Annotated in this window: 14 protein-coding genes; 4 read left to right on the plus strand and 10 right to left on the minus strand. The window is 41.2% G+C overall.

Features of this window, described 5'->3' with window-relative positions; translation table 11 throughout:
• Positions 1 to 3 precede the first annotated feature (3 nt).
• The 5 genes from AC23ME_RS08485 to AC23ME_RS08505 form a co-directional block, all read right to left on the minus strand.
• Entirely contained in the window at positions 4 to 1,200 is a 1,197-nt protein-coding gene (locus AC23ME_RS08485; protein ID WP_487727324.1) for a hypothetical protein, read from the minus strand.
• Positions 1,200 to 2,930, minus strand: coding sequence for a DUF4397 domain-containing protein (locus AC23ME_RS08490; protein ID WP_487727325.1), 1,731 nt, complete (start codon positions 2,928 to 2,930; stop codon positions 1,200 to 1,202). Before AC23ME_RS08490 ends, AC23ME_RS08485 begins: the two co-directional genes overlap by 1 nt.
• Entirely contained in the window at positions 2,930 to 6,388 is a 3,459-nt protein-coding gene (locus AC23ME_RS08495) for a TonB-dependent receptor (RefSeq protein ID WP_487727326.1), read from the minus strand. Before AC23ME_RS08495 ends, AC23ME_RS08490 begins: the two co-directional genes overlap by 1 nt.
• Positions 6,389 to 6,519: 131 nt before the next feature.
• Entirely contained in the window at positions 6,520 to 7,728 is a 1,209-nt protein-coding gene (locus tag AC23ME_RS08500; RefSeq protein ID WP_487727327.1) for a FecR family protein, read from the minus strand.
• Positions 7,729 to 7,892: 164 nt separating this feature from the next.
• The gene (locus tag AC23ME_RS08505; RefSeq protein ID WP_487727328.1) at positions 7,893 to 8,480 is read right to left on the minus strand and encodes an RNA polymerase sigma factor; all 588 of its coding nucleotides are present in this window, start codon (positions 8,478 to 8,480) and stop codon (positions 7,893 to 7,895) included.
• A 302-nt stretch (positions 8,481 to 8,782) separates the two neighbouring features.
• Here AC23ME_RS08505 and AC23ME_RS08510 point away from each other — a divergent pair, with 302 nt between their 5' ends.
• Positions 8,783 to 9,829 (plus strand): succinylglutamate desuccinylase/aspartoacylase family protein, encoded by a 1,047-nt coding sequence (locus AC23ME_RS08510; protein ID WP_487727329.1) that lies wholly within the window; start codon positions 8,783 to 8,785, stop codon positions 9,827 to 9,829.
• An 88-nt stretch (positions 9,830 to 9,917) separates the two neighbouring features.
• On the opposite strand, the gene AC23ME_RS08515 is transcribed toward AC23ME_RS08510, so the two are convergent.
• The 5 genes from AC23ME_RS08515 to AC23ME_RS08535 all read right to left on the minus strand — a co-directional run bounded on the left by AC23ME_RS08515 (position 9,918) and on the right by AC23ME_RS08535 (position 17,932).
• A complete protein-coding gene (locus AC23ME_RS08515) occupies positions 9,918 to 11,459 on the minus strand; it encodes a DUF5689 domain-containing protein (protein ID WP_487727330.1) in 1,542 nt (513 codons plus the stop codon).
• A gap of 29 nt (positions 11,460 to 11,488) precedes the next feature.
• Positions 11,489 to 13,051: a SusD/RagB family nutrient-binding outer membrane lipoprotein gene (locus AC23ME_RS08520; protein WP_487727331.1), complete on the minus strand. Its 1,563-nt coding sequence runs from the start codon at positions 13,049 to 13,051 to the stop codon at positions 11,489 to 11,491.
• A gap of 10 nt (positions 13,052 to 13,061) precedes the next feature.
• Entirely contained in the window at positions 13,062 to 16,355 is a 3,294-nt protein-coding gene (locus tag AC23ME_RS08525; RefSeq protein WP_487727332.1) for a SusC/RagA family TonB-linked outer membrane protein, read from the minus strand.
• A gap of 299 nt (positions 16,356 to 16,654) precedes the next feature.
• Positions 16,655 to 17,413: a DeoR/GlpR family DNA-binding transcription regulator gene (locus AC23ME_RS08530; RefSeq protein WP_487727333.1), complete on the minus strand. Its 759-nt coding sequence runs from the start codon at positions 17,411 to 17,413 to the stop codon at positions 16,655 to 16,657.
• A gap of 222 nt (positions 17,414 to 17,635) precedes the next feature.
• On the minus strand, positions 17,636 to 17,932 hold the full coding sequence (locus tag AC23ME_RS08535) for a hypothetical protein (protein WP_487727334.1): 297 nt from the start codon (positions 17,930 to 17,932) through the stop codon (positions 17,636 to 17,638).
• Positions 17,933 to 18,769: 837 nt separating this feature from the next.
• On the opposite strand from AC23ME_RS08535, the gene AC23ME_RS08540 reads away from it, so the two are divergent.
• From AC23ME_RS08540 to AC23ME_RS08550, 3 genes are all read left to right on the plus strand, one after another.
• Positions 18,770 to 19,885 carry an efflux RND transporter periplasmic adaptor subunit gene (locus AC23ME_RS08540; protein ID WP_487727335.1) on the plus strand — a complete coding sequence of 372 codons (1,116 nt, stop codon included), beginning with the start codon at positions 18,770 to 18,772 and terminating at the stop codon, positions 19,883 to 19,885.
• Between the two features lie 69 nt (positions 19,886 to 19,954).
• On the plus strand, positions 19,955 to 23,113 hold the full coding sequence (locus AC23ME_RS08545) for an efflux RND transporter permease subunit (protein ID WP_487727336.1): 3,159 nt from the start codon (positions 19,955 to 19,957) through the stop codon (positions 23,111 to 23,113).
• Position 23,114: 1 nt separating this feature from the next.
• Complete coding sequence (locus tag AC23ME_RS08550; protein WP_487727337.1) at positions 23,115 to 24,536, plus strand: TolC family protein; 1,422 nt, start codon at positions 23,115 to 23,117, stop codon at positions 24,534 to 24,536.
• Positions 24,537 to 24,562 lie beyond the last annotated feature (26 nt).

The following is a 24,562-nucleotide window of genomic DNA, read 5'->3' on the forward strand; positions in this document are numbered from 1 at the left end:
TAATTAGTAAACCGGCGGTGCATATTTTCGCTGAATGGTGGTGAGGTAAACTTTACCGTTAACCACCTCTATTGTATTTACCGTTGCGAAAGTTTTAGGATTATGTACCCCAGAATGGATGTTTACCAGTAGATTGGGCAAGGTTGCTCCGTTATCATTACTGGTGAGGGTGGTGTTCCCGTTCAGCAAGCAGTTTACCGAAGCCCAATTTGACCCTGTGCTTTGTGCACTGTCATAAAAAGGATTATTACGGATGTCCATTCCGGGCGAAAAGAAATCGAAGCGCTGCCACATATTGGTGGTGATACCATTTGTTTTAGTACTTGCCCATATTGGAAAGCTTGCATACGGGCTAACCGTACCTGTGGCAGTGTTTCGTTTTACACTAGATAGGTATTTTCCTTTGTAACCCTGTATAGTAGCTCCATCGTGTCTTAGCAATGTCTGGCTTTCATAAAGAGATAGGTACACATTCATCTCGTCCTTAATCCCATCTTGAAAACTCTTAAGCCTATGATCATACTCTTTTAAGTCTTTAGCTGCTTCCCAGTACCCCTTAGCACTCATATTGTAAAAATTTACATAGGCTAAAGAATCGGACAGGGATAGTTTATGGAAATTCTCCTCACGTAGCAGTACACCAGATTTATTATTCACAAAGTCGCGTTGCAATAAATGTAGCGTATACACCTCTTTGCTCGAAAGATCTATGGTGGTATCCACTAAAATATCTTTCTTTAACTTGGCTTCTAACTGAAAAAACGGTACTGTATTTTTAGGACGATAGGCAAACATTACCCTTACTTTTCCAGCAGGCACTTGAGCCCAGCTACTTAAGTCAAAACCATTGAGCACAGGTGCAACCAGTACATTTTCCTTACCAGGATATTCTGGATTGTTTACAGAAGTACTGGTACCAATATGGGAAGGATAAGGTGGAGCATAGGCATCTCTCTTATCAAGAAAATCGCCAACAATTTCTGCACTTACCGGCATTCCGCTCGCATCTACAACAGGGTTGATGAGCATACAGAAAAATGGCACCTTACTATCCTTACTGCCCATTGTTTGTACATAATTTAAGTTATTGAACACCCTCAAGTAAGCGGGATCATCAATTTTACTGTATTCTACCTTCACACAACCAGTCATAAAGAGATACAATAGCCCCAAACTGATCGTTAATAATTGTTTCTTCATTATTTGTTGTGTTTAATGATGATCATTTTAGCTTTTAAAGATGGATTAACTCCCGTACCCGAGTGACCAATTAGTGCAGTGGTGAAAATACCTGGTTCGTGTACTGGCAATACCCTGCTAGGTTTTGTATAGAGTTCAGGTCTGGCAATGAAAGCATCACTCTTCAACGTTTCAATATCTTCGGCCCAAATACCAGGAACTACATTTGGCTTAGAACGGTAAGCCATAATTTTATAGGGAGCCGTCCTGAGTAGCACATTCACATAAGGCTGCGTCATTAGCGGAACTCCAGGCTGTAGATTGATACCCGCTGCAGGATTGAAAGTTATACCGCCATTAGCCTGCCCATTATCTGTAGTAAAAGTGATGTACGGATTTCCTACCGAGAGATTGAGGAACCTATAGTTAAAGAAATAGCGATACTGGTGACGATTGTACGTCGCATCGTCTTGAGGTGTAGCTTTCGGAAAAGCACCACTTAGGTCATTTGCCACTATGAGCATTTTCATTGCACCAGCAGCATCTGGATGTAACCAAGCCGTATAGTTTTGTTCAGCCCTCATTACATGTTTAGCCGTAGCGATTACTTTGCCAGAAGCATCTACTGCTTCCACCGTGTAATCACCATGGATAAAAGTACCGTACTCACCTGCTTTTCCGAAAGGTAATGCCTCTCCAAGGCTCTTTCCGTTTACACGAAAACTGATATTTTGCTCCGAAAAGGCATTTGCTCCTTGAATTCTGAAATAAGTATGATTTACCGAAGCAGAATTGTCTCTAATTACCTGAAAAGAATTTTGGTATATCGATACATCATCTCCATTTGCGCCAGTAATGACACGGAAATTTTGTGGTGCAACTACGATGGTATAGATACCGCCAGGCTGATAGGTCTGGATGGGCGCATAAGTTAACCCTGTAGATTTCATCATAGTTTCCGGAAGTGTAGATGTTGGTGGATCTAGCAATGACAGTTCATAGGTTTCGCTGCCCTTCGCCGGTATCTGTCTGCCATCGTTCAGAAGCATTTTGAACTGATAGGTTCCATAAGGCAGTTCTATATATTCGGATGCACGCTCAGCTGAACTCAAATCCGTTGTTTTAGGATTGACTAACGTACCGTCCGAATAGGCCAAAGAAATTTCTCCCGTTAAATCTTCCATCCTTCCACTCGGAGTAGAGACTTGATTTTTGATCCGACCGGATAGATTTACGATACGTATCTTGAAATGATCAGGTTTTGAAGGTGCGACTACACCGCGTTCCAATGTAACTACATCGGGCTGATTTTCCATTTGCCACGTAGGTAGTAAAAAATAATCCTTCGGTGTCGCATGGCTGTTTTCTACGTCGAAACTCAATCTTGCGCCAGGCAACTGATTATCAATGATGACTACTTCGAGCTTTAATTTATCTTGCTCATTAAAAAGATCGCGGGGAATGGACCAAGTTCTGCCCATACGCCCTTCTGTAGGAAAATACTCTGATCCCGAAAACTTGATAATATTGGGAAAATTGGGATCAATTACCGTAGAACCGGACAGCGTAACTCCATTAGCTATCACTGTACCATAGTCTGCAATGTTAACGATCCTGGTATTAGAACTTGCCCGGTTAACCGTTACCGCTCGGTTATCCGTTTCAAAATCGGTCTTTTCTTTTTTGCAGCTCTGTAATATCAGTAGCGTAAGAAAAAACAGACTAAAGCATTTATATTTTATCTTATCCATTAGTTAAAAAGATTGTAGGTGAAACCCATCATGATTTCGGCACCACGTGTAAAACTCCTGTTGATATATTCGTTACCATGCCATTTACCGCCTGTTTGAGGGTTTGCATAAACAGTTTTGATATTTGGATTGAGGATATTTTTTGCATAGCCCTTAAATTTTATGCTTTTGGTCAATCGTTGGGTGAAAACGAAATCAAGGCTAGGTACTGGCATCGTATATAGATCTGGTTCGCCCGTTAGGTTAATTTGTACCAAACGTTCGCCCACCATATTAAAGGTTACCGTAAAGTCAGAGCCCGATTTTGGGTTTTCATAGTTTAACCAAGCATTAACGGAGTAAGGTGCCTGCTCAAATAATGGGCTGTTTTTAGGTGTAAAACGATCTAACGATCGAATAGCCTCATACCTTGCCGGTGTTTTCTTAATCTCACTTTGTGCCAACAGTAGATTTGAACCGAAGTAGAAATTCTTCAATGGATCCCACATCAGTCCCAAGTTTTTCACAATCTCCAACTCCAATCCCCACACTTTACCAACGTTGGGATCATTCTGGAATTGGATGGTTGGAAACTCTGGATAAGTGGCTGCCAAACCTGCTGTTTGTAAACTGAATACTTTTACCAATTGGTTTTCTATACGTTTTCCAAATGCCGACACGGCGAATACTTCTCCTTTTTCAGGAAACCATTCCCACCTGAAATCGAGGTTTTGCGTTTGCTGATTTTTCAAGTTTGGATTACCTACCACTAAACCCATCTGAAAGGCATCGAATTCAAACACGTTTGTAATTTCCCGTAATTCGGGTCTGGCAAGTGTAGTATTATAAGCTGCTCGGAAATTCATATTCTTGTTAAGCGTATAGGTTGCATTTACAGAATAGAATGGCTTATAACCTGTTTTATATACAGAATTCGGATTGATTGGATTTAACGGAACACTGCTGTTTCCAACCGTAAGTGATGGATCAAGAAACACTCCTGCAGTATCTACAGATGACCCGATATCTGTCATTTCAAAACGTACACCCCCTGCTAAACGCAACTTTTCGGTTAACTTTAAATCCACCATTCCGTAAAAGGCATTGGTTTCAAAATAACCCTTGTAGTTATTTGGCGATTTCTGGGTATTGTATAAAAATCCGCCCACAGGCATCATTCCCTCTCCCTGATTGGCACCAGGAGCTTTTATTCCAATAATTTCGCTACTTACCAAACGATCCAAATTACCTTCTACATCATACAATGGCACTGCCCTGTTGGTGGTAAAGTTTGATCCTGGAAGGAATAATTGGTTCTCGGTAAAACTACGTTCTCTAAAAAGGTAGTTTACCCCTGTTTTGAACTGTTGGGATTGTCCAAACAATTTAAATGGAATGATTAAATCACCTTTAAAATTATAGTTCTCTTCATCCAAATTTCTCCATCTACGCCCATTAGGTTCGGCCTGCATAATACCAAATGGCCCAAAACCATTTACATAGCCAGAAGTTAACGCGTACAAGTGCTTACTATAAGTTGGTGCAGGTGGCACATTTCCAGCGCCAACACCTGGTCTGTTATACCATCCTCCCCCTCTTGGCATATAATCTGCCAAGCTTGCAAAACGAAAATCTGGATCGTTCTGCTTAGATCTTGAATTAGCCGCGTTATAGCTAATGCGTGGTGAGAGTTCTTTATCGAACAACTTATGCTCACCCTGTAAATTAAAAGTATTTAAGTTACGGAAGGTTTGCTTAAGCGAATGGGTTGTGGCATTTACATCGCCGGGAAGACCTGTATATTCATAACGTCCATACAAATTGGTTGCCTTGTTTTCTCCGCCCCAGCTACCTAAATATTGCATGCTGATCTCATTTCTTGAGTTAAACCTATAGGTTAAGCCAGCTAGCGCACCGTAGTTAATCGTTTGTATACCGGTATTTTCTTTATAGGTTTGATATTTACCCATAAATAAACTGTTCGGTGTAATATAATTTGGAATATTACGTGGACTATACACATCTGGGTTACCAGTAACCACACCTTGATAGATGCTATACTGCGTTAAATCTCCACCGTTAACATCAGTAATGCGGCTATAATAATTTCCTCCCAAAATCAATCCCAATTTGTGCTTTTTGAACAAATCGAAATTATTTCCGTAGGTGGCAGAATACAACTGATTAAGTGGCGCCTTTTTATATTGCGTAGTCATTGCAGGATCAAGCGCATGCATAATACCATTGATACGGTTAACCTCTTGATAAGCTGTAGGACTGTAATTACTATTGGCAATCATTGTTTGGATAGAACTCAGGCCAGCAGGATATTGCTTTGACAGATTTTTGAAATCTTCGGACAGGTTTTTATTATTGATTTTTGTACCAAAAACGCCCATATCACTATTCCAGAAACTATTGTATTGGCCACCCATACCTACGTTTGAGTTCAGACCAGTTTGGGCAATAATCTCGAAAGTTTCCTTTTCTGGAACTGATTTCGTTTTCAATTCTACAATACCCGCAGCAGCGTCGGCTGGTTTATCTGGTGTAACGGTTTTATAGATGGTTACGTTATCTAACAACGATGCCGGCACTAAATCTAAAGGAATGGTACTGCGATCTGGATCTGATGATGCCAAACGCACACCATTCAACTGACCGATTACACTCCTATCTCCCAATCCGCGGATAGCTACATATTTATCATCGGTAACTGTTACGCCCGAAACACGTTGTAAGGCCTGCGTAGTGGTAATACTTCCAGTTTTTTGAATTAATTCTGCAGAAATTGCATCCTGCACAATGGCCGCATTTTTACGTTCATCTAAAACCGCAATACTCGTATTAGCTTTTCTTCTGGCCTGCACAGTCACTTCGCCCAAAGTTGTAGACGACTGCGATAGTGCTACGGTCATATTGCCCTTATTTTCATTAATGGTGATTTCTTTATTCTGATAACCTAGGTAACTGAATATCAAAACAGTACCTTTTGCTGGTATCACGATGGAAAAATTTCCGTCATTGTCGGCACTGGTGCCCTGACTTCCTCCCTTAATCCTTACTGAAGCACCTGGAATTCCCTTTTTGTCTATGGCGTCTACGATCTTTCCCTGCACCCTCATCTGTTGCGAGCCATTCGAATTCCTTGTCTGACCATCGGTCTTTCTGATGGTAACAATTCGATCGCTAATGCTGAAAGTAAAGGGAAGTCGGGCGAAACATGCCGTTAATACCTGCTCTATGCTGGCGTCTCTAACATCAACTCTCACATTGGAAGCACCATCAAACAGATGTGCATCGTATACAAAGTCGTAATCAGCCTGACGCCTGATTTCCTTTAAAATATCGGGAATAGTAGTATCTTGTTTGTTAATGTTCAGACGCTGGGCATACGTAGCCGCACTTACCTGAACAAAAAAACAAGTAATTAATACCATGCTGATTTTCATAATGCGCATGATTTGATAAAAATCCATATTTTTGTTCTGTAGTTATTGTAATGATAAAATTTGTTCCCACATTTTTTAAAAGACCTAACTATATCGGCGGAAGGTGTTCTCAGCACCTCCGCTTTTTGTTTAAACTCTCCTATTTTTCATTCGGGTAGCTATTGTTCCACTATGATCCTCCTTTCCTTAATGGTCAGTTTTGCTTTACCTATAGTTGAAATGCTCCTTACCACTGCCGATAAAGGCTGATTTCTTGAAATCATTCCCGTAAGCCTTAGTTTACCCAAATCATCAGGGCAATCTATGGTTACATCATACCATCTAGCGATGCGCCTAAGCAGTTCTTCAAGTTGTTCATCAACGAATATAAAATCTCCGTTTTTCCATGCCATAGCCTGTTCTTTATCTGCCTGTTTTACTACGAACTTATCCGAAAGCAGTGCCTGTTGCCCAGGAACTAGCAGCACAGATTTACCATTAGCTGATGCAGTAACACGAACACTGCCCTCCAAAAGAGTAGTTGCCACGTAAGGCTCATCTTCGTAAGCATTGATATTGAAGTGGGTACCAAGTACCTGTACAGTTTGTCGGGCTGTTTCTACATAAAAGGGTACACGGTTACCGCCACGAAGTTGTTTTACGATCTCAAAATATACTTCGCCAGTAATTTTAACCTTCCTTGTCTTGTGGTCAAAATTTACGGGATAGCTTAACGAAGAGGCCGCATTTAGCCAAGCCTTTGAACCGTCGGGAAGGGTTACACTATAGTGTCCGCCTCTGGGTGTAGAAACAGTATGATGGGTATGGGTACTTGCATTGTTTTCTGCATCGGTATAACTGATCTCACCATCGGCAGTTTTATTCACCTGCAGACCTTCTTTTAAGGTAAGCTGTCCATTTGGAGCTTCATCTAGAGCTATGGCAGTTCCATCAGATAGTGTTAGTAATGCTTTTTCCTTTCCTGGAAGGATATCCGCTTGCTTCACAGTTGCTAATTTTTCTTCTGGGCTTATGTCACCAAACATCAGGTAAGAAAAAGTGCCTATCATTAAGATAGCCGCGGCAACCTTGGTCCAGATAGGAAACTGCAATAGTCTTTTAGTGGTTGATGTGTCCTTACTTTCAACAGGAGCCATTTGAACCAATTGGCTTTGACGGGTATAGAAAGTTGTCTTGAAACGTTCTATTTCCTCAATATCTCCAGAATATCGATCTCCATAGTCTAAGAACCAAGCTTCTTTAAGGCATTCTTCAATCAGTTCCTTATCTATACCCATGGCTATGTACAATCTAATCGGCTCAAGTTCATGTGCAGGCACATTTCCCCTAAAATAGTTGATCAGTGTACTTTTCGATGGTCGCTCCATAGTGTTTCATTTAATTGGGAAATATGCCCTTTACTATGAAGAATGCAGAAGAATGTATTAATGGTTAGACCGAAAATGAGATTTAATAATATCTTAATATTAAACCCTAAACGCTAACAAGGGCTTAACAAAAAATGCATTTTTATCAGCATATTAGAGAATATTTATGAATAAGGTAGCGCTGAACTAGCGATGGTAATGAATAGCAATAAATCTGGATATTCTTGCATTTCCTTGCGTAATACCTGCAAAGCTGAGTTCATATGACTATTGACTGTATTGAGCGACATGCCTGTCCTTTGAGCAACTTCGCCCCTACTTAAATCCTCCTCACGTACTGCTAAAAAGACCTCTCTCTGCTTTGGTGTCAGTTTTTCTAATGCAATAATATATCGTTCCTGAAGTTCCTTAAATGAAAGTTCTGGATGCTCTACACTGCCCAGCTGCGGTAATGGCAGTCCCTCGATTGTTTCGGTAGCTAGCACTCTTTTTCGTAGTAGTCCCGCTACTTCCCTTCTCAATATTCCAAACAGATAAGAATCGAACTGCTGTACTTCTGACATGCGCTGGCGATATTGCCAAACCTTTAAAAGGACATTCATCACCAATTCTTCGGCATCTTCGCGGCTACCAACCATTTTCAAGGAAAGAGAAAACAACCGTGGATGGTAATAATCCAGAAGTACCCCGAAGACCATTTCGTCTCCGGAAAGCCATTGTTGGATATACCTGTCTATGTTCTGCACTTTCATTATAAGATCGTCATATCGACGCCCCAAAGTTAACCAAAGCACAGGTTAGCTATAGGTTATGTTTTTATTAAATCATTGTAACCTTTAAATTCAAAAAATGATATTAATACCTGCGTCGTCGCTAACATAATTAGTCGAAAAAAATACCGCTTGCGGCTTTAACAACGAATGACAAGCTTAAATGAATACTTACATTATTACATTCTTGTATCGGAAAAATAACAATTTCATGTCAATAGCATGACCCTCCAATTTGCGAGTAGTGCCAGATCAGTTTATTTTCGCAACAAAATTGCATTAACATGAAACACTTATTACTCCTTGCACTATTATCCTTTAATTTTATGACTGTAAGTGCACAACAATCTGGTATTAAAGATATCTTGCGATCAAAGAGATCAAGCGTCACCGATACCGCATTTAAAATAAGTACTAATGACGGTATACATCAGGAGATACCCATTACGTTGATCAGCGGTGCTAAAGATGGGCCAACATTTACACTTATTGCAGGAATACATGGCATGGAATACCCAACCATACTATCACTTATGGAACTACGCAGGGAAATAGATCCTAAAAAACTGATGGGTAACCTGATAGTTATCCCAGTTGTTAATACAAAACCTTTTTTTAAGCGAGTACCTTTTGTAAATCCAGTAGACCAGCTCAACCTTAATAGGATTTTTCCTGGAAATCCCGATGGCAGTATCTCTGAAGTGATGGCTGATTTCCTGACCAGAGAGGTTTTTTCTGCTACCGATATACTTCTTGATCTACACGGTGGCGATGTTGGCGAAGATCTTATTCCCTTCATTTGTTATTACGATAATCAAACATTTACAAAGCAGACCAAACTTGTGGCACGTTTAAGTGAAATCAGTGGTTTTGAAACGATAGTTTCCTATCCTTATATCCTTCCCGCTGACAAGCCTGCGATGTATGCTTTTAAGCAAGCTGTTCGCCAAGGTATCCCAGCGTTAAGCATCGAAATAGGCAAGTTAGGTAATTGGCAAAGATCCGAAGTTGATATTTCTAAGGATGCCATATATCGTATGATGCAAGAACTTGGGATATATAAAAATGATAAAGTTGGATCCGCCAAACCAGTTAAAGCCAGATACAACCAACAAGCTTATATCAGCGTAGCCCAACAGGGAGTTTTCTATAGTACGCTAAGGGCGGGTGATCATGTAAACAAGGGTGCCGAGATAGGTTACATCACAGACATTTTCGGCAACAAGCTCCAAACAATAACTGCACCAGAGACTGGGATTATACTCTATAAGGTAGGTACCCCTCCGGTTAACAAAGGAGAAACCTTAATTTGCATTGGGTATACTATATAAAAGTAGCAATAGCCGATTGGGAACATTATCATATAGAAAAAGTGGCTGGTTTTACCAGCCACTTTTTTAAGCATAAAATTTATCCGTATTAATTAACTACGCTTGTTGCATCTGACATTTCTTCGATAACAGGAAGCTGTGCAGCCTTAGCCACTGCCACTGTTTTATTAGAACGTTTTACCGTCCATTTTTTCAAAGTAGCGTCGTACTCTCCACCTAGATAAGTGAACCTTGCATCAGTTGGGTTAGCTGCAACTTTTCCAGTATTAGTGCCCTGTCTATAGAAAGGTTGGAACGTGCTACCGTTATAAAGATTATAAAAGTCGTTATCACAAATGGCGTAACCATAGCCACTAGCAAAAGCGTTTCCAGTACCTGCATAGAATACCACATCAGACGGCACTGTATTTCTATCTACATTGGTAGTAGGAAATATTGCCATTCCTGCTGCATTACCGCTATTGGCCAAAAGATTGGCTGTTTTGACACCAACGCCATCATCTCCTGTTTCATCAATGCTGTATAACTTGCTCACTACCCAATTGGCCTGACTAATATCAGTTGAGGTTACGCCGGCAATTAGTTTGTAGCCTCCTACGTAGAAGAAAGTACCCTTAGCCACCGTACCTCTAGTAATATTGAACTTATAACTACGAAGACCACCTGTAACCCAACCGTTAACGGGCGGGCCTGTTGGAGTAGAAGCACCCGCATTGTTTGTGGTAGTTACCGCAAATGGAGTCTGCCTAAAATCCAAATCTTGTGTAGCCATAAACTGGATGTATTCGTGATTTGCATCCGAGCCACTAGGATTGGCAAAATAACCGGTAATAATAGCTGGATGGGGTCCTAATGGTATACTTGGATCTACTACAATACTGGTAGCTGTAAAATCGCTGATAATTCTTGGCCAGATTTTTGGAATATTTGATTCTGCAGTTGGGATCATAATACCCTGAATAACCGCAGACCATGGAAGCAACACATCTTTAAAGGCGGCGGTCGTTCCTACGTTCATCTGCATATCTCCAGATCCTTCGTTAAAAGTCTTCACCCCTATCAGTTTCTCCACACCAATATTCGGCTCGAAATTACAATTATAAACCATTGCCAAACAGCTCTCGAAATTTTCTGGTGCCAACGCTAACGTTACCGCAGAAACACTAGTGGTACGAAGAGGAACACCCGTTGCTTTTCTTTCTACAGCAGAAGCTGTTAGACCAGTAATTTGTAAAATTCCGTTTAACCTTTCGAGCTTACCTCCTTCTATTTTGATCTGTACAGAATCACCAGGCATATAATCTGCTGCTGCCTGGCCTATATTAATAGCTATACCTCTCAAAGAATCGGCTGTTGAACTGATTTTCCTAGCATTTTGCACGAATAACAGCCCAGCGGGTAAATTACCACCAGAGTGATCTGATATGACCTGCCCACGCAGGTACACAGCACCGGCCATGGCATCTTTGGTCAATTGTACTTCGCCTCCCCTATAAAGTTTCCTTAAATCTAGGTTTGCGATATAAGGACTAGGAGTTCCGTTGATGAATTCCGTTTCGGTTTTACAGGCAGACCAGCACAAGGCTGCCATAACGATCATCAGTATAGGTTTTCTAAAGAAATTTTTCATCGTATTTATCTTCTATAATGGTGCAATAATTATGGTTTTTGCCACCACACTTTTGTATTGATATCGTCTGGTCCCTGCGCATTTATGGCATCCCTATAATTAGCCGGATTGGCCGACTGTGTAATTACAGGATAATAAAGTCTAGACGGCATGTTGCCACTATTAACAAGTCCTGTACCTTTTGGAAGCACTGGATGTCCCGTACGCCTGTGCTCAAACCACTGTTGAAAGTCCATTAGAAACATCGCATAATATTTCTGCACATGAATCATCTCCATTTGGCTATTAGCACCAAAAGAACTATCCTCCAAAGGCAACGTAGAATCCCAGGTTAATTCTGCTTTGTTTACATAATTAATGAAATCAGGATCTGTAGGGCCAGAAACATAGTTCGGCATCCAATAATTAATCACTTCCACCATTCCTTTATAATAAAAGTCTGCTGGCGAACCATTAATCCAGCCTTTAGCAGCGGCCTCCGCCTTAATGAAGCTCACTTCTGCTGCATTAAGAATGATCCCAGTATATTTATCGGTCTGTAGGGTTACCGCTCCACCATCGGCGTAGAAATACGCCTGTCTGATGACCGGAGCGCCAGGAGCATATCCGCTTGGTACACCCACGTAGCCATCTGCGCCTCTACCTATACCCAAGCGTGGTACATTGCCAGTTCCCAAAGCCGGATTTACCAGTGGACTTTCCCAAGTCACTAATCGACCTAAGAAAAAATCTCCAATGGGAAGGTTATAAAAATCATTGGCACGCACGCTTGCCATATAAGGTGAAGTGTACAGTGCAGAACTGTTGTTCGAACCTGTCCATAACAGTCCGGCGGTTTGTGTATTGTTCTCTATAATTGGATAATTCTGAGGATTGCTATCAATGATCTCTTTTATCTTGGCAGTAACTGTGGCAGCTACCTCCGATTTTCCAGATATCCTTAAAAGTAACCTTAGGTAAAGCGAGTTGCCAAACCTGCGCCATTTAGCAATATCCCCGTTATAAATCGGGTCGCTAGATGTAACGATCGACTGATCTTCCTTCAGCAGTTCGTTGGCCTGTTCCAATTTTTCGAACATATCCAGATAGATGTCGCGTTGCCTATTGAAGACCGGCTGATAAACTCCATCCTTACCTTTATTAGCTTCGAAATACGGCACATCACCATAAGTATCGGTCAACATGGAGTGTATCCAACTCTGTAGAATGAGTGAAATACCCTGATAGGATTTATTCGGATTATCGCCCTCAGAGGCAAATTGGTGTACAAACTTGATATTGGTTAGGGCAATATGCCAGTTGTTCCATGTATAGTCAGCCCAATTTCTTCTAATGTCGTACCTAAATATCTTACCTTCAGAATCGTTGATATCAACTGTTACCTGCATAAGCTCGTTGTTAAAATTACGGTTACGCAACATGTTTGTAGACATCACATTGACCAAAGTAGGCGCCAAAAGCTGGTTAGCTGCCACCTTTTCCTGACCAAGCGGATCGGTATTTACCTTGGTAAAATCTTTTTTGCAGGAAACAGCGCTAATGGCCACCGTTGCCAGCAACATATATTTAATTTTATCTTTAATAATTTTCATGATGATTATTTTAAATGCCCACGACTAAACGTACACCATAGGTTCTAGTTGAAGGTAATTGTCCGGTTTCAAAACCTTGTTGAATATCTGAGCCAGCCAAGGTTCCAAATTCAGGGTCGAATGCTGGCCACGGCGACCAGATGAAAAGGTTACGACCGTAAACTCCTAAAGTCATCTTGTTAAAACCAATTTTGTTTAAGAAATTTTTACTGAAAGCGTAGGTCAAATTGGCCTCTCTAAACTTCAGGTAATCGGTTTTGAAAATGCTTCCCTCTGCCTGATTATAATACATCGCAGCATAATAGTTGTCAAGATCGTTAGCAATAACATCATTCTGCCTATAGGTACCATCGCCATTGGCAACTACCCCATCACCTATAATACCGTTATACCTGCCCGGTATGGTCATCTCAAGCTTACCCAGCGAAGCCATTCTTGCATGGGTAAATGAGTGGCCAATTCCACCTACTTGTGCATCGAATAGCACATTCATGCTCAGTTTCTTATAACTGAAACCTGTTCCAAAACCAAACCTGAATTTAGGAATTGTATTACCTAGGTACTTCACGTCTGAAACAATTTTGGGTATCCCTGTATTTTCATCAAAAACGATCTGTCCGTCTGGCGAACGCATAAAGCCCGTACCGTACAAATCACCCATACTGCCACCTACAACAGCTACAATTTGCCCCGAGTTACCGAAACCACCCGTACGAAGCACTACAGAGCTATCTGCCAATTCCTTAATGGTATTGCGGTTTGCTGTAAAAGTTCCATTTAAAGTCCAAGTAAAGTTCTTAGTTTTTACCGGGCTACCGTTTACAGCAAGCTCTAGCCCCTTATTATCTACACGGCCTACGTTAAAGATACCTACATTGTATCCCGAAGAACGGTCAATTACACGGCTTAAAATCTGATTTTTGGTATTGCCCTGATAAACTGCCAAATCGAAATTCAAACGATTTTTGAACAACCTCAAATCTAAACCTAGTTCTAATGCAGTGGTAATTAATGGTTTTAAGTTTGGATTAGGCAAAACGGTTGGAGCTGCCATTGCATTATCTGGAAAAATATTATTGGCAGCGATAAGAAAGTTATAAGCCGTACGATATGGTGTAGTACTTCCACTACCAACCTGAGCTAGGGAGCCTCTTAGCTTGGCATAACTAATAAATTTTGGAAGTTTCCAATAGTCGGAAGCGATAAATGATAAACTTGCCGATGGATAAGGAAAACCAACGTTATCGGTTCTAGTAGGTGTAGCCAAGGTACTGTTCCAATCTACACGACCTGTCAAATCTAAATAAAGATAGTTTTTATAACTAAAAGACATGGCGGTGTAAACACTATTAATTCTAAAACGTGATGTATCTGGCGCATAAACTAAAGGATTACGATTGTTATCCAATGAGTAGATATTTGGCACTACTAAACCATCTGCTCTAGTTTCTAGCCTATTGTATTCATTACGCATTTGGCTACCGCCGAAAGTGGCCGTCATACGGAAGTCTTTGTTAAACTTCTTGTCGTACTTCAACATAAAATCAGCGTTTATTTCATAATGGTTAATATTGGTTACACGATAAGAACCTTGTGCAAATCTTCCACCAGAAGAGGTATCCCATGGACGCCTAGTTTCTCTTTTATCTCTATTTTGGTCAATAGAGGCTCTCACCATTAAGCTAAGCTCTTTGGTGAATTTGTAGTTCGCTTGTATATTTCCCAAAAGACCGTTACGCCTTTGTCCATTGGTATATTGCTCGGTAATTGCATACGGCCCCTCTGGGTACGAAGTTGTCAGGTTTAGGAAGCGTTGATATTCCATACCAGGAGCCCAGTAATCACGGTACCAATCTACATCGATATTGGGCTGAGCAAACATGAACCAATACATTAGCGATTGGTTGCCATACCCAGTGGCTGGTAAATTATCGCTATACCTATTGCTATAACCAGCCTTAATGTTCAGGCTAAGTTTTTTGGTAATGTTTGTATTGATATTCAATGCCACATTTGTTCTTTCTAGACCTGTATTCGGTACAATCCACTCGTTATTGCCATGGTTGGCAGATAAGCGTAGTCCAACATTTTTGAAAGTTCCATCTAAGGTTACCGAATTGGTAGACTCGAAACCAGTTACAAAAAAAGCATCTATTGGATCTTGCGTTGCTATCCAAGGTGTTTTGTTCAATCCTCGGGCCTTAGTTACCGGATCGTATTGGTAAAACATGTATCCCGCAGAAAAAGAAGGTCCGAAAGTTGAACTTGTTGCCCCAGTACCGAACTGATAAAAGGTTGTGCCATCAAGACCGGCTCCAAATTCCATCTGTCTATCTGGCCCACTGTTAACCTGATCCCAAGCGCTGTTGGATGTGAAAGTTATTCCCATGCGCTTGCGCTTTCCTGCCGCTTTAGTAGTTATTACCACGGCACCATTAGCACCTCTCTGACCATATAATGCCGACGCTGCCGGTCCTTTAAGAACCGTCACACTTTCTATATCATCGGGGTTAAGATCGTTCAGTCCGCTTCCAAAATCTGCTGGCATGATGTCGCCCGAAGTACCATACACGCCCCCACCAGTTGCCGACGAACGTTGGGCAGTACTACTGGCCACTACACCATCAATTACGATTAGTGCCTCATTCTCTCCAGTTAGGTTATTTTCTCCACGAAGAATGATCTTATTGGAACCTGCAGGTCCGCTGTTACGCACCAAATTAAGACCTGCCACCTTACCAGAAAGTGCATCGGTCCAGTTACTGGCTACCGCATCGGTAAGTTGGTTACTGTCGATTTTCGTTACAGCATAACCTAAAGCTCTTTCATCCCTTTTAATTCCCAAGGCGGTAACTACTACAGTATTAAGTTCGTTTACCGCAGACTCCAAAGTAATTTCAACTTTGCTCCTACTTTCTGTAAAGGTGTTGGAGGTGGTTTTGTAACCAATCATTGTAAAGCTAATTTTAGCTCCTTTGGTTGTTCTGATGTTGAAATCACCATTAACGTTAGTCATCGCCAATACTTTACCAGCCATATCGATAATACTAACACCTGGAATTCCTGTGTTATCACCTTTATCTCTTACTGTTCCGCTAACTATAATGCCTGTTGTGTTTTGGGCATAAATGCGCTGAACTAGCACAAATTGGAAGATAACTGTTAATAGAATTGCTGTGCTTACGGCAACAGCAAACCGCCGTCCCCCCGTCTTTCGTTTAACTTTGAAACGAAAACTGGAGACATTTTCGCTGGGTCTATCTTGTTGACACAAGCGAACATCTTTAGTATTTGTTTTGTCCATAAAATGTGATCCAGAAGCTTTTGATGGTACTTCCGAACGCTTGCAAAACTAGACCCACCGTGTTAAGGTTAGATTACCAAAAAATCACCAAAGGAATATTATGAAACAAAATGAAACTACACTTTCGAAATGAAACAAAGCTACCATATATAACAATTGCAGACTATGGACTGAAAAACAATAAAACACATCACTAAAAGAATTAGTTTAATCGAAATCAAAAGATACGGCAAAGCAAGGTTCTACTAGAATAGAAACCAAAAGAAACACCATCAATTACCAATAAAATTAAAGCAACGCTACACGCTGGTCACTTCTATTCCCATAGTTCTCATCTGATCTGTTAAATGCATTGGAGCTCTTTTATCAGTTATGATATGATCTATCTGATTGATGGTTGCCACCTTACTAAAACTCGCTTGACCAATCTTTTCCGAATCTATTAAGACCACGATTTTTTTAGCACGATCTAGCATCTGTTTAACCAACTGCGCTTCAACAGCTTGTGCCATCGTAACCCCATGTAAAAGGTCGATACCAGCAACTTCTAGAAACAAAACATCGAAATTAAGATCACGTATACCGAGCTCAGCATAACGACCAGCAACCGAACGAGAGCCCCTTGTTAATGGCCCAGCAAGCTGTACTGTCTCTATCAATGGGCAACGCAGCAATTCGATAGAAATCTCTGGCGAGGAGGTCACTAAATTTAATGGAAGATCTGTTGGGATGCATCTGGCTAAATGCCAAAGACAAGAACCAGCTCCCACCATAACGGAGTCGTGTTCCCTTAACAGCGCTGCAGCAGCCCGACCAATCCTAGCCCTTTCTGCAAACTTCAAATTTTGCTGCCTAGCATTTGTTGCTGCGCCTTGACCAGGCCTAAGGTAAGCTCGGCCATGTTTCCTAAATACCAAGTTCTTGGCTTCTAATAATCTAATATCTTTACGTATGGTAACCGAGGAAACGTCTAGCTCGCTGCTTAGTCCCATAATAGATACATTTTTTTTCTGATGGATACATTCTAGTATCGCTTGGTGTCTTTGGACTAGGTTCATGGCCATATCCAGATAATTGATGAAGTTAAAAAGAAAGACAATTTCCTTTCGACCAAAGTTGGTCAAGATGAAGCGGAGGCATATATACCCATTATCTGTAATAACAGAAATAAGTCAGTAGGGCATAATAAACACTACTGATCTATGTAATCAGACAATAATCCACTTATAAAAAAGGATAAATAAAGAACGCCCTAGGAACTAATCCCAGAACAGGAAATTCTACACTCTGAAAATGCAGTTCAGCAAGAATACGGGCCAAAGGGCTAAAGCACCTAAAGAAAGGTGCACTACTGGCAAAATTGGAAATGATCTCTCTGGCGTAAAAAACCATACCAGATCAATAGGTAGCAGAAGTAAAATATCTTGTCCGGTGAGCTTTCTACGATCATCTAACACACACTTATGCAACCTTATCATCTTCGAGGTCTCATCCCCATCCATCAGCTCAGAACTACTTACCAACTGCTGTGTTACTTTCCACTGCCCCTGTCTGTCTATTAGAAACAGATTTATCATTGAAACCAGCATGTAACATGCGGCCAGCAGTAAACTTAATTTTTTAGCAGCTACATTGGTTTTTCTTGCAATTCTACGTCTAGACACCTTGAACATCTGTACAAAAATGAAAAAATACACTACTTTTTCAAAGGCACAGCAAAGTGTTAATAAAAGGTTAATATAGAATTAACCTCTATTGGATAGCATAAAATCAGCTATAACCAAGTTGAGAGCAATTTAAACTCTACTTTAAGACTTGGGTAATAAGATCGCACCTTAAACTACCATAAAAGCTCAGTTCATCTACAAAACACAACATCCATCGCAAGTGTTACAATGTGTTGACAACAATCCGCAAACAAAACTGTTAATTTTGAAGCCGACACATGGATTTACGAAAGAACACATTTATTATCAATCGTCTACTAAATTTACGATTTGGCAATATTTTGCTATTGTGTTGTGTCCTGTTTTTCTTTTTGCTACAGCCGTTTGCCTCAACTGCTCACAGGTTACCCCGCCCAGTTCCGACTAAGCAGCAAACCAATTTCCAGCAACTTTCGGAAGATGACGAAAAGCTTTCGCCATATACAAAGATTGGGCAAAAAGCCTTCAAACTTTCCAAAAAATACCGCAGTGTTAACGAGTATAGCGCTTGTCTTCAACCGTCTTATCGAAGGGTAAGCATTCGACATACCGATCCGGCCACCCGCCCTTCGTATTACCAACCCGCTTTTTTTCCGCTCGAACAACATTGTTTCCTCTATCGGCTTACCTATTTCTAGACTTTACAAATTTTTAGGGCATGCCATTGCATGCATAATTTTTTAAAGTTTAATCTTATAGCAAAGCATAATGAAACTAAAATGGGTAGCCATTCCATTTCTGCTGGGCATGTTACAGGCATGCAGTGGAGAAAGCGAAAATCAGAAAGAAACGATTAATGAAGTACCAGTGGTAAAACTATCTCCTAGAGACACAGTGGTACATACGGACTATGTTACAGAAATACAAGCCATCAAGAATGTAGAGATCAGGTCTCGCATACATGGTTTTATCGAAAAGATGTTGGTAGATGAAGGGCAAATGGTTAAAAAAGGCCAATTGCTTTTTCAATTAGGAGACAAAGAGTTTTCTATTGCACTTAACAAAGCTAACGCCAACCTTGGTAGTGCAGAATCTGCGGCAAAAATAGCCAGGGTAGAACTTGAGCGCATCAAAACTTTGGTTCAAAAGAAAGTAATTTCTAGTTCGGAGCTTAGCTTAGGTGAGGCCAAAGTAGCTGAAGCAGATTCGCACGTAAAATCGGCCAAAGCGATGATCGATGAAGCCAAACAAAAACTATCTTATACCCAGATCAGAGCTCCCTTCTCAGGAACTATTGATCGTTTACCGCTAAAAACAGGCAGCTTGGTAGAAGAAGGCACTTTATTGACCACTGTTTCCGATACCCATGAAATGTATGCTTATTTCGATATTTCGGAAAACGAATACCTACAATTTGCACGCAAAAACAAAAACAATCTTGGCAAAAACAAGGAAGTTACCCTTTTATTAGCTGATGGGGAAACCTATCCATCTAAGGGTAAAATACAAACCCATGAAAGCGCATTTTCAGAAAACATGGGCTCAATCGCTTTTAGGGCACTATTCAGCAATCCAAAGGGTATCCTAAAGCATGGTTCTTCAGGCAAGATACAACTCACCTCCCAACTTTCTGGAAGCATTCTTATCCCTCAAAAATCTGTTTTTGAGATACAGGATAAGCATTATGTTTTTGTGATGGGAAAGGACAATCTTGTAAAGATGAAAAGCTTCACTCCAACAATGAGCCTTTCTGGCTTTTACGTGGCAGGCGAAGGCCTTTCATCGGGCGAAACCATCGTTTACGAGGGCGTGCAGAACATTAAAGATGGTACAGTCATCAAACCAGTTTATCAGAAACAAAGCGAACTACTGGCCCGTAATTAAACCCTAAGCTTATTTTTTCACATGCAGTGTATCCCCTCGGGGGAAGACGCTGTGCTTTATGCTATTCCAATGATAGAGACCTTTATCAGACGGCCAGTACTTTCACTGGTCATCTCTTTAGTATTAGTTCTATTGGGCATATTGGCACTTTTCAGACTGCCAATTACCCAATTTCCAGATATCGTTCCACCTTCGGTTGTAGTAACCGCCAGCTACAATGGCGCCAATGCCGAAGTTTGTGCAAATGCAGTTGCTACCCCTTTAGAAAAAGCCATCAACGGGGTTCCTGGAATGACTTATATGAACTCCGTGAGCAGCAATAATGGTGTAACGCTAATTCAAGTGTTTTTTGCAGTGGGTACCGACCCCGACCAAGCCGCCGTTAACGTTCAAAACCGGGTAACCACCGTATTAGACGAACTCCCCGAAGAAGTTATTAAGGCTGGTGTGACTACCGAAAAGGAAGTCAATAGTATGTTGCTTTACCTCAACATTACCAGTACCGACAAGGATATGAACGAAGAGTTCATCTACAATTTCGCCGATATCAATGTTCTTCAAGAACTGAAGCGTATAGATGGTGTAGGTTTCGTAGACATTATGGGTGCACGTGATTATTCTATGAGGGTATGGCTAAAACCAGACCGCATGCTTTCCTATAACATTTCTACCGAAGAGGTTATTGCCATGATGCGCAAGCAGAATATTGAAGCTGCTCCTGGTGTAGCAGGAGAGAATTCTGGCAAGGGTAAAGAGGACAAACAATATGTACTCCGTTACACTGGTAAATTTAACAGCAAGGAACAATATGATAACCTGGTACTTAAAGCCTCGAAAGATGGTGCTTTGGTTAAATTGAAAGACATTGCAGATATTGAATTTGGAACAGTGAGTTATGACATGGTATCCAAAACTGACGGTATGCCTTCTGCGTCAATCATGATCAAACAACGCCCTGGTTCTAATGCCAGTCAGGTTATTGATAACATCAAAGCTAAAATGGCTGAATTGAAAAGCGATAGTTTTCCGCCAGGAATGGAATACAATTATGCTTATGATGTTTCCCGTTTCTTAGATGCAAGTATTAGCGAAGTAGTTAGGACATTGATAGAAGCTTTTATCTTGGTATTCCTCGTAGTATTCTTGTTTTTACAGGATTTCCGCAGCACGTTGATCCCAGCTCTAGCCGTGCCAGTGGCACTTGTAAGTACCATGGCTTTTTTATTGGCGATGGGTTTCTCCATTAATATCCTTACACTGTTTGCCCTTGTGCTCGCCATCGGTATTGTGGTGGATAATGCGATCGTAGTTGTGGAAGCGGTGCATGTGAAGATGACAGAAGAACATCTCCCACCAATGGAAGCGACTATTTCTGCCATGAAAGAGATTTCGGGAGCCATTGTAGCGATTACGCTGGTAATGTCTGCAGTATTTGTACCAGTAGCATTCCTATCAGGACCTGTAGGTGTATTCTATAGGCAGTTCTCCCTTACTTTGGCAATATCAATTGTTATTTCTGGTGTTAATGCCCTTACCCTCACTCCCGCCCTATGCGCATTGATGCTCAAACACCAAGACCCTAACTCTACCAAAAAGGGATGGTTAACAAAATTCTTTGGCCGTTTCAATAAGGGCTATGATAAAACCGAAAAGAAATATGCATCCTTAATCGGTAAGATCATCGGCAGAAAACCGGTAACACTAGTATTGTTGCTTTTCTTTGCTGCAGCTACGTGGTTGGGTGGCTACATCCTTCCATCAGGCTTTATCCCAACGGAAGATCAGGGTATGATCTATGTGAATGTAACCACGCCTCCGGGCTCAACAGTTGAACGTACTGAGAAAGTATTGGACCAATTATCTGCCATCAGTAAAGACTTTAAACCAGTAGAAAATATTACTACCCTTGCAGGTTATAGTTTGATGAGTGATATTTCAGGTGCGTCCTATGGAATGGCCATGATCAATCTTGCAGGTTGGGACGACCGTGAAGAAACTGTAGACCAGTTGATTGCGCAATTCCAAGAAAAGACTAAAAATATCAGCGATGCCTCCATCGAATTTTTCTCTCCCCCAACGGTTCCAGGTTTCGGAAATGCAAGTGGCTTTGAGCTTCGTTTATTGGATAAGAACAAAAGTGAGGATATGAGCAAGACCGCTAAAATCACCGATGACTTTCTCGCTGCACTGAGAACAGACAAGGCAATTGCAGGAGCTTTTACCAGTTTTGATCCGAACTTTCCACAGTACATGATCCACGTGGACCAAGATATGGCTGCACAAAAAGGCGTCACTATTGATAATGCGCTATCTAACCTTCAAACGCTAATCGGCAGTTACTACGCAACAAATTTCATCCGTTTCGGGCAGATGTACAAAGTGATGCTACAGGCTTATCCATCTTACCGAGGTCAGCCGGACGACCTGCTGAGACTATACGTAAAGAATGATCGTGGAGAGATGATCCCCTATTCTACCTTTATTTCATTAGAAAGAGTTTACGGCCCAGAACAAATCAATAGATACAACATGTATCCCTCAGCGATGATTAACGGTGAGGCAAAAGCTGGTTTCAGTAGCAGTGATGCTATACTTGCCGTAGAAAAGGTAGCCGAAGAAAAACTCCCTAGAGGGTTTAGTATCGAATGGTCTGGCATGACCCGTGAACAGATCCTTTCTGGAAATCAAGCCATCTATATTTTCTTGGTCTGCCTAGTATTTGTTTACTTGCTTTTAGCAGCCCAATATGAAAGTTTCCTACTGCCACTACCTGTACTTTTATCATTACCAGCAGGAATTGCAGGGGCTTTTTTCACCTTAAAACTGGCAGGGTTAGAAAACAACATCTATGCACAAGTAGCGCTGGTAATGCTCATCGGTTTACTAGGAAAAAATGCTATCCTGATTATTGAATTTGCGGAACAAAAACGAAAAGCTGGATTACCTGTAGCTAAGGCTGCTTTAGAAGGCGCAAAAGCAAGGCTACGTCCAATCCTGATGACTTCCTTTGCTTTTGTAGCAGGCCTAATCCCACTTTGCGTGGCCTCGGGAGCAGGTGCAGTAGGTAATCGCTCCATAGGGATGACCGCCGTAGGCGGAATGTTATTGGGTACCCTTTTTGGTGTTATCATCATTCCTGGTTTATATGCCATCTTCGCCCGCTCTAGCAAAAGCAAAACTCCAATTTCAACCGTTAAAGAAAGTTACGAAACAGATGCAAACACTTAATATGACATCCAAGATTATCATTGCCAGTATTTTCTCGGCACTGTTGTTCCATTCATGCGGGATCACCAAGCCCGAGCCGCTTCCAGTGCTTAAAAACCTACCGGAAGCAGCATCCAATGCACAAGATAGTCTTGTCAAACCTATTGATTGGGAAAATCTCTTTGTACAAGAAGATTTAAAAAAATTGATAGATACGGCACTTCAGAATAATTTAGATCTGAAAACAGGCGTACAACGTGTACTAATGGCCAATGCCCACCTCAAATTGACCCGTGTGCAGTTAATGCCTAGCCTGAATGCCCATGTTTCGGGAGGCTTAGACAAGTTTGGTGACTATACCATGAATGGTGTAGGTAATTATGATACCAATTTCTCTCCCAATATTAATAATGATCAGATGATCCCCAACCCTACACCAGATTTTTTTGCTGGTTTCCGTAGTTCTTGGGAAATTGATATCTGGGGCAAACTATCTAAAAGAAAGCAAGCAGCTTACCAACGTTATCTAGCTAGTCGCCAAGGACTACAATGGTACAAAACGCAACTGGTGAGCCAAATTGCCGAGATGTATTACGAAATGGTTGCATTGGACAAAAAACTGGAGATACTCAAAAGGAATATTACCCTGCAAGAAAAAGGATTAGAGATTATCGAGGCCCAATTAGCTGGTGGTAGGGCTACCGCATTAGCGGTGAGCCAATTCAAAGCACAACTAATGGACACCAAAGGGAAACAGTTCGAAATTAAACAAGCAATAACCGCTGTTGAAAATGGGATCAACACCTTATTAGGTCAATTTCCAACTTCTTTGGAAAGAGACACAAGTGTGATCAATAAGGCACTTCCGCAAAAATTTATTTCGACAATACCAGTAACAAAACTATTGGCCAGACCAGATATACAGGAAGCAGAATTAGAGCTTAAGGCTGCCAAAGCAGATGTAGCCGCAGCAAGAAAAGCCTTTCTGCCCTCACTTAGTATCAATGCCTATGCTGGCTATCATGCTTTTAGGTTACCGCTATTGTTCTCTCCAGGTTCGCTCGCTACAGGTTTCCTCGGCGGACTTACCGCACCCATATTTAACCGAGCCGAACTAAAGAATAACAGCTTGGTAGCAAATGCTGGACAACTTTCAGCATTCTACAATTATCAAAATAGCATCATTAAAGGCTATGAAGAGGTTTCTACACAGTTATCAGCTATGCACAATTTTCAACAGGCCTACCAACTCAAATCGCAGGAAGTTGCAGAGCTAAAACAGGCTGTAGCATCTGCAAATGATCTCTATTTGGCTGGCTATGCATCATATCTTGAAGTAATTGTGGCTCAAGCAAGTGTACTTAATGCAGAAATGGAACAGGTAGACCTCAAAAAAGCTTCGTACAATTCCATCATTGGACTATTTAGAGCTTTGGGTGGGTAAGTACAAAACATCAATTTAAAAGAAAC

Source organism: Pedobacter sp. T50_32 (assembly GCF_057652195.1).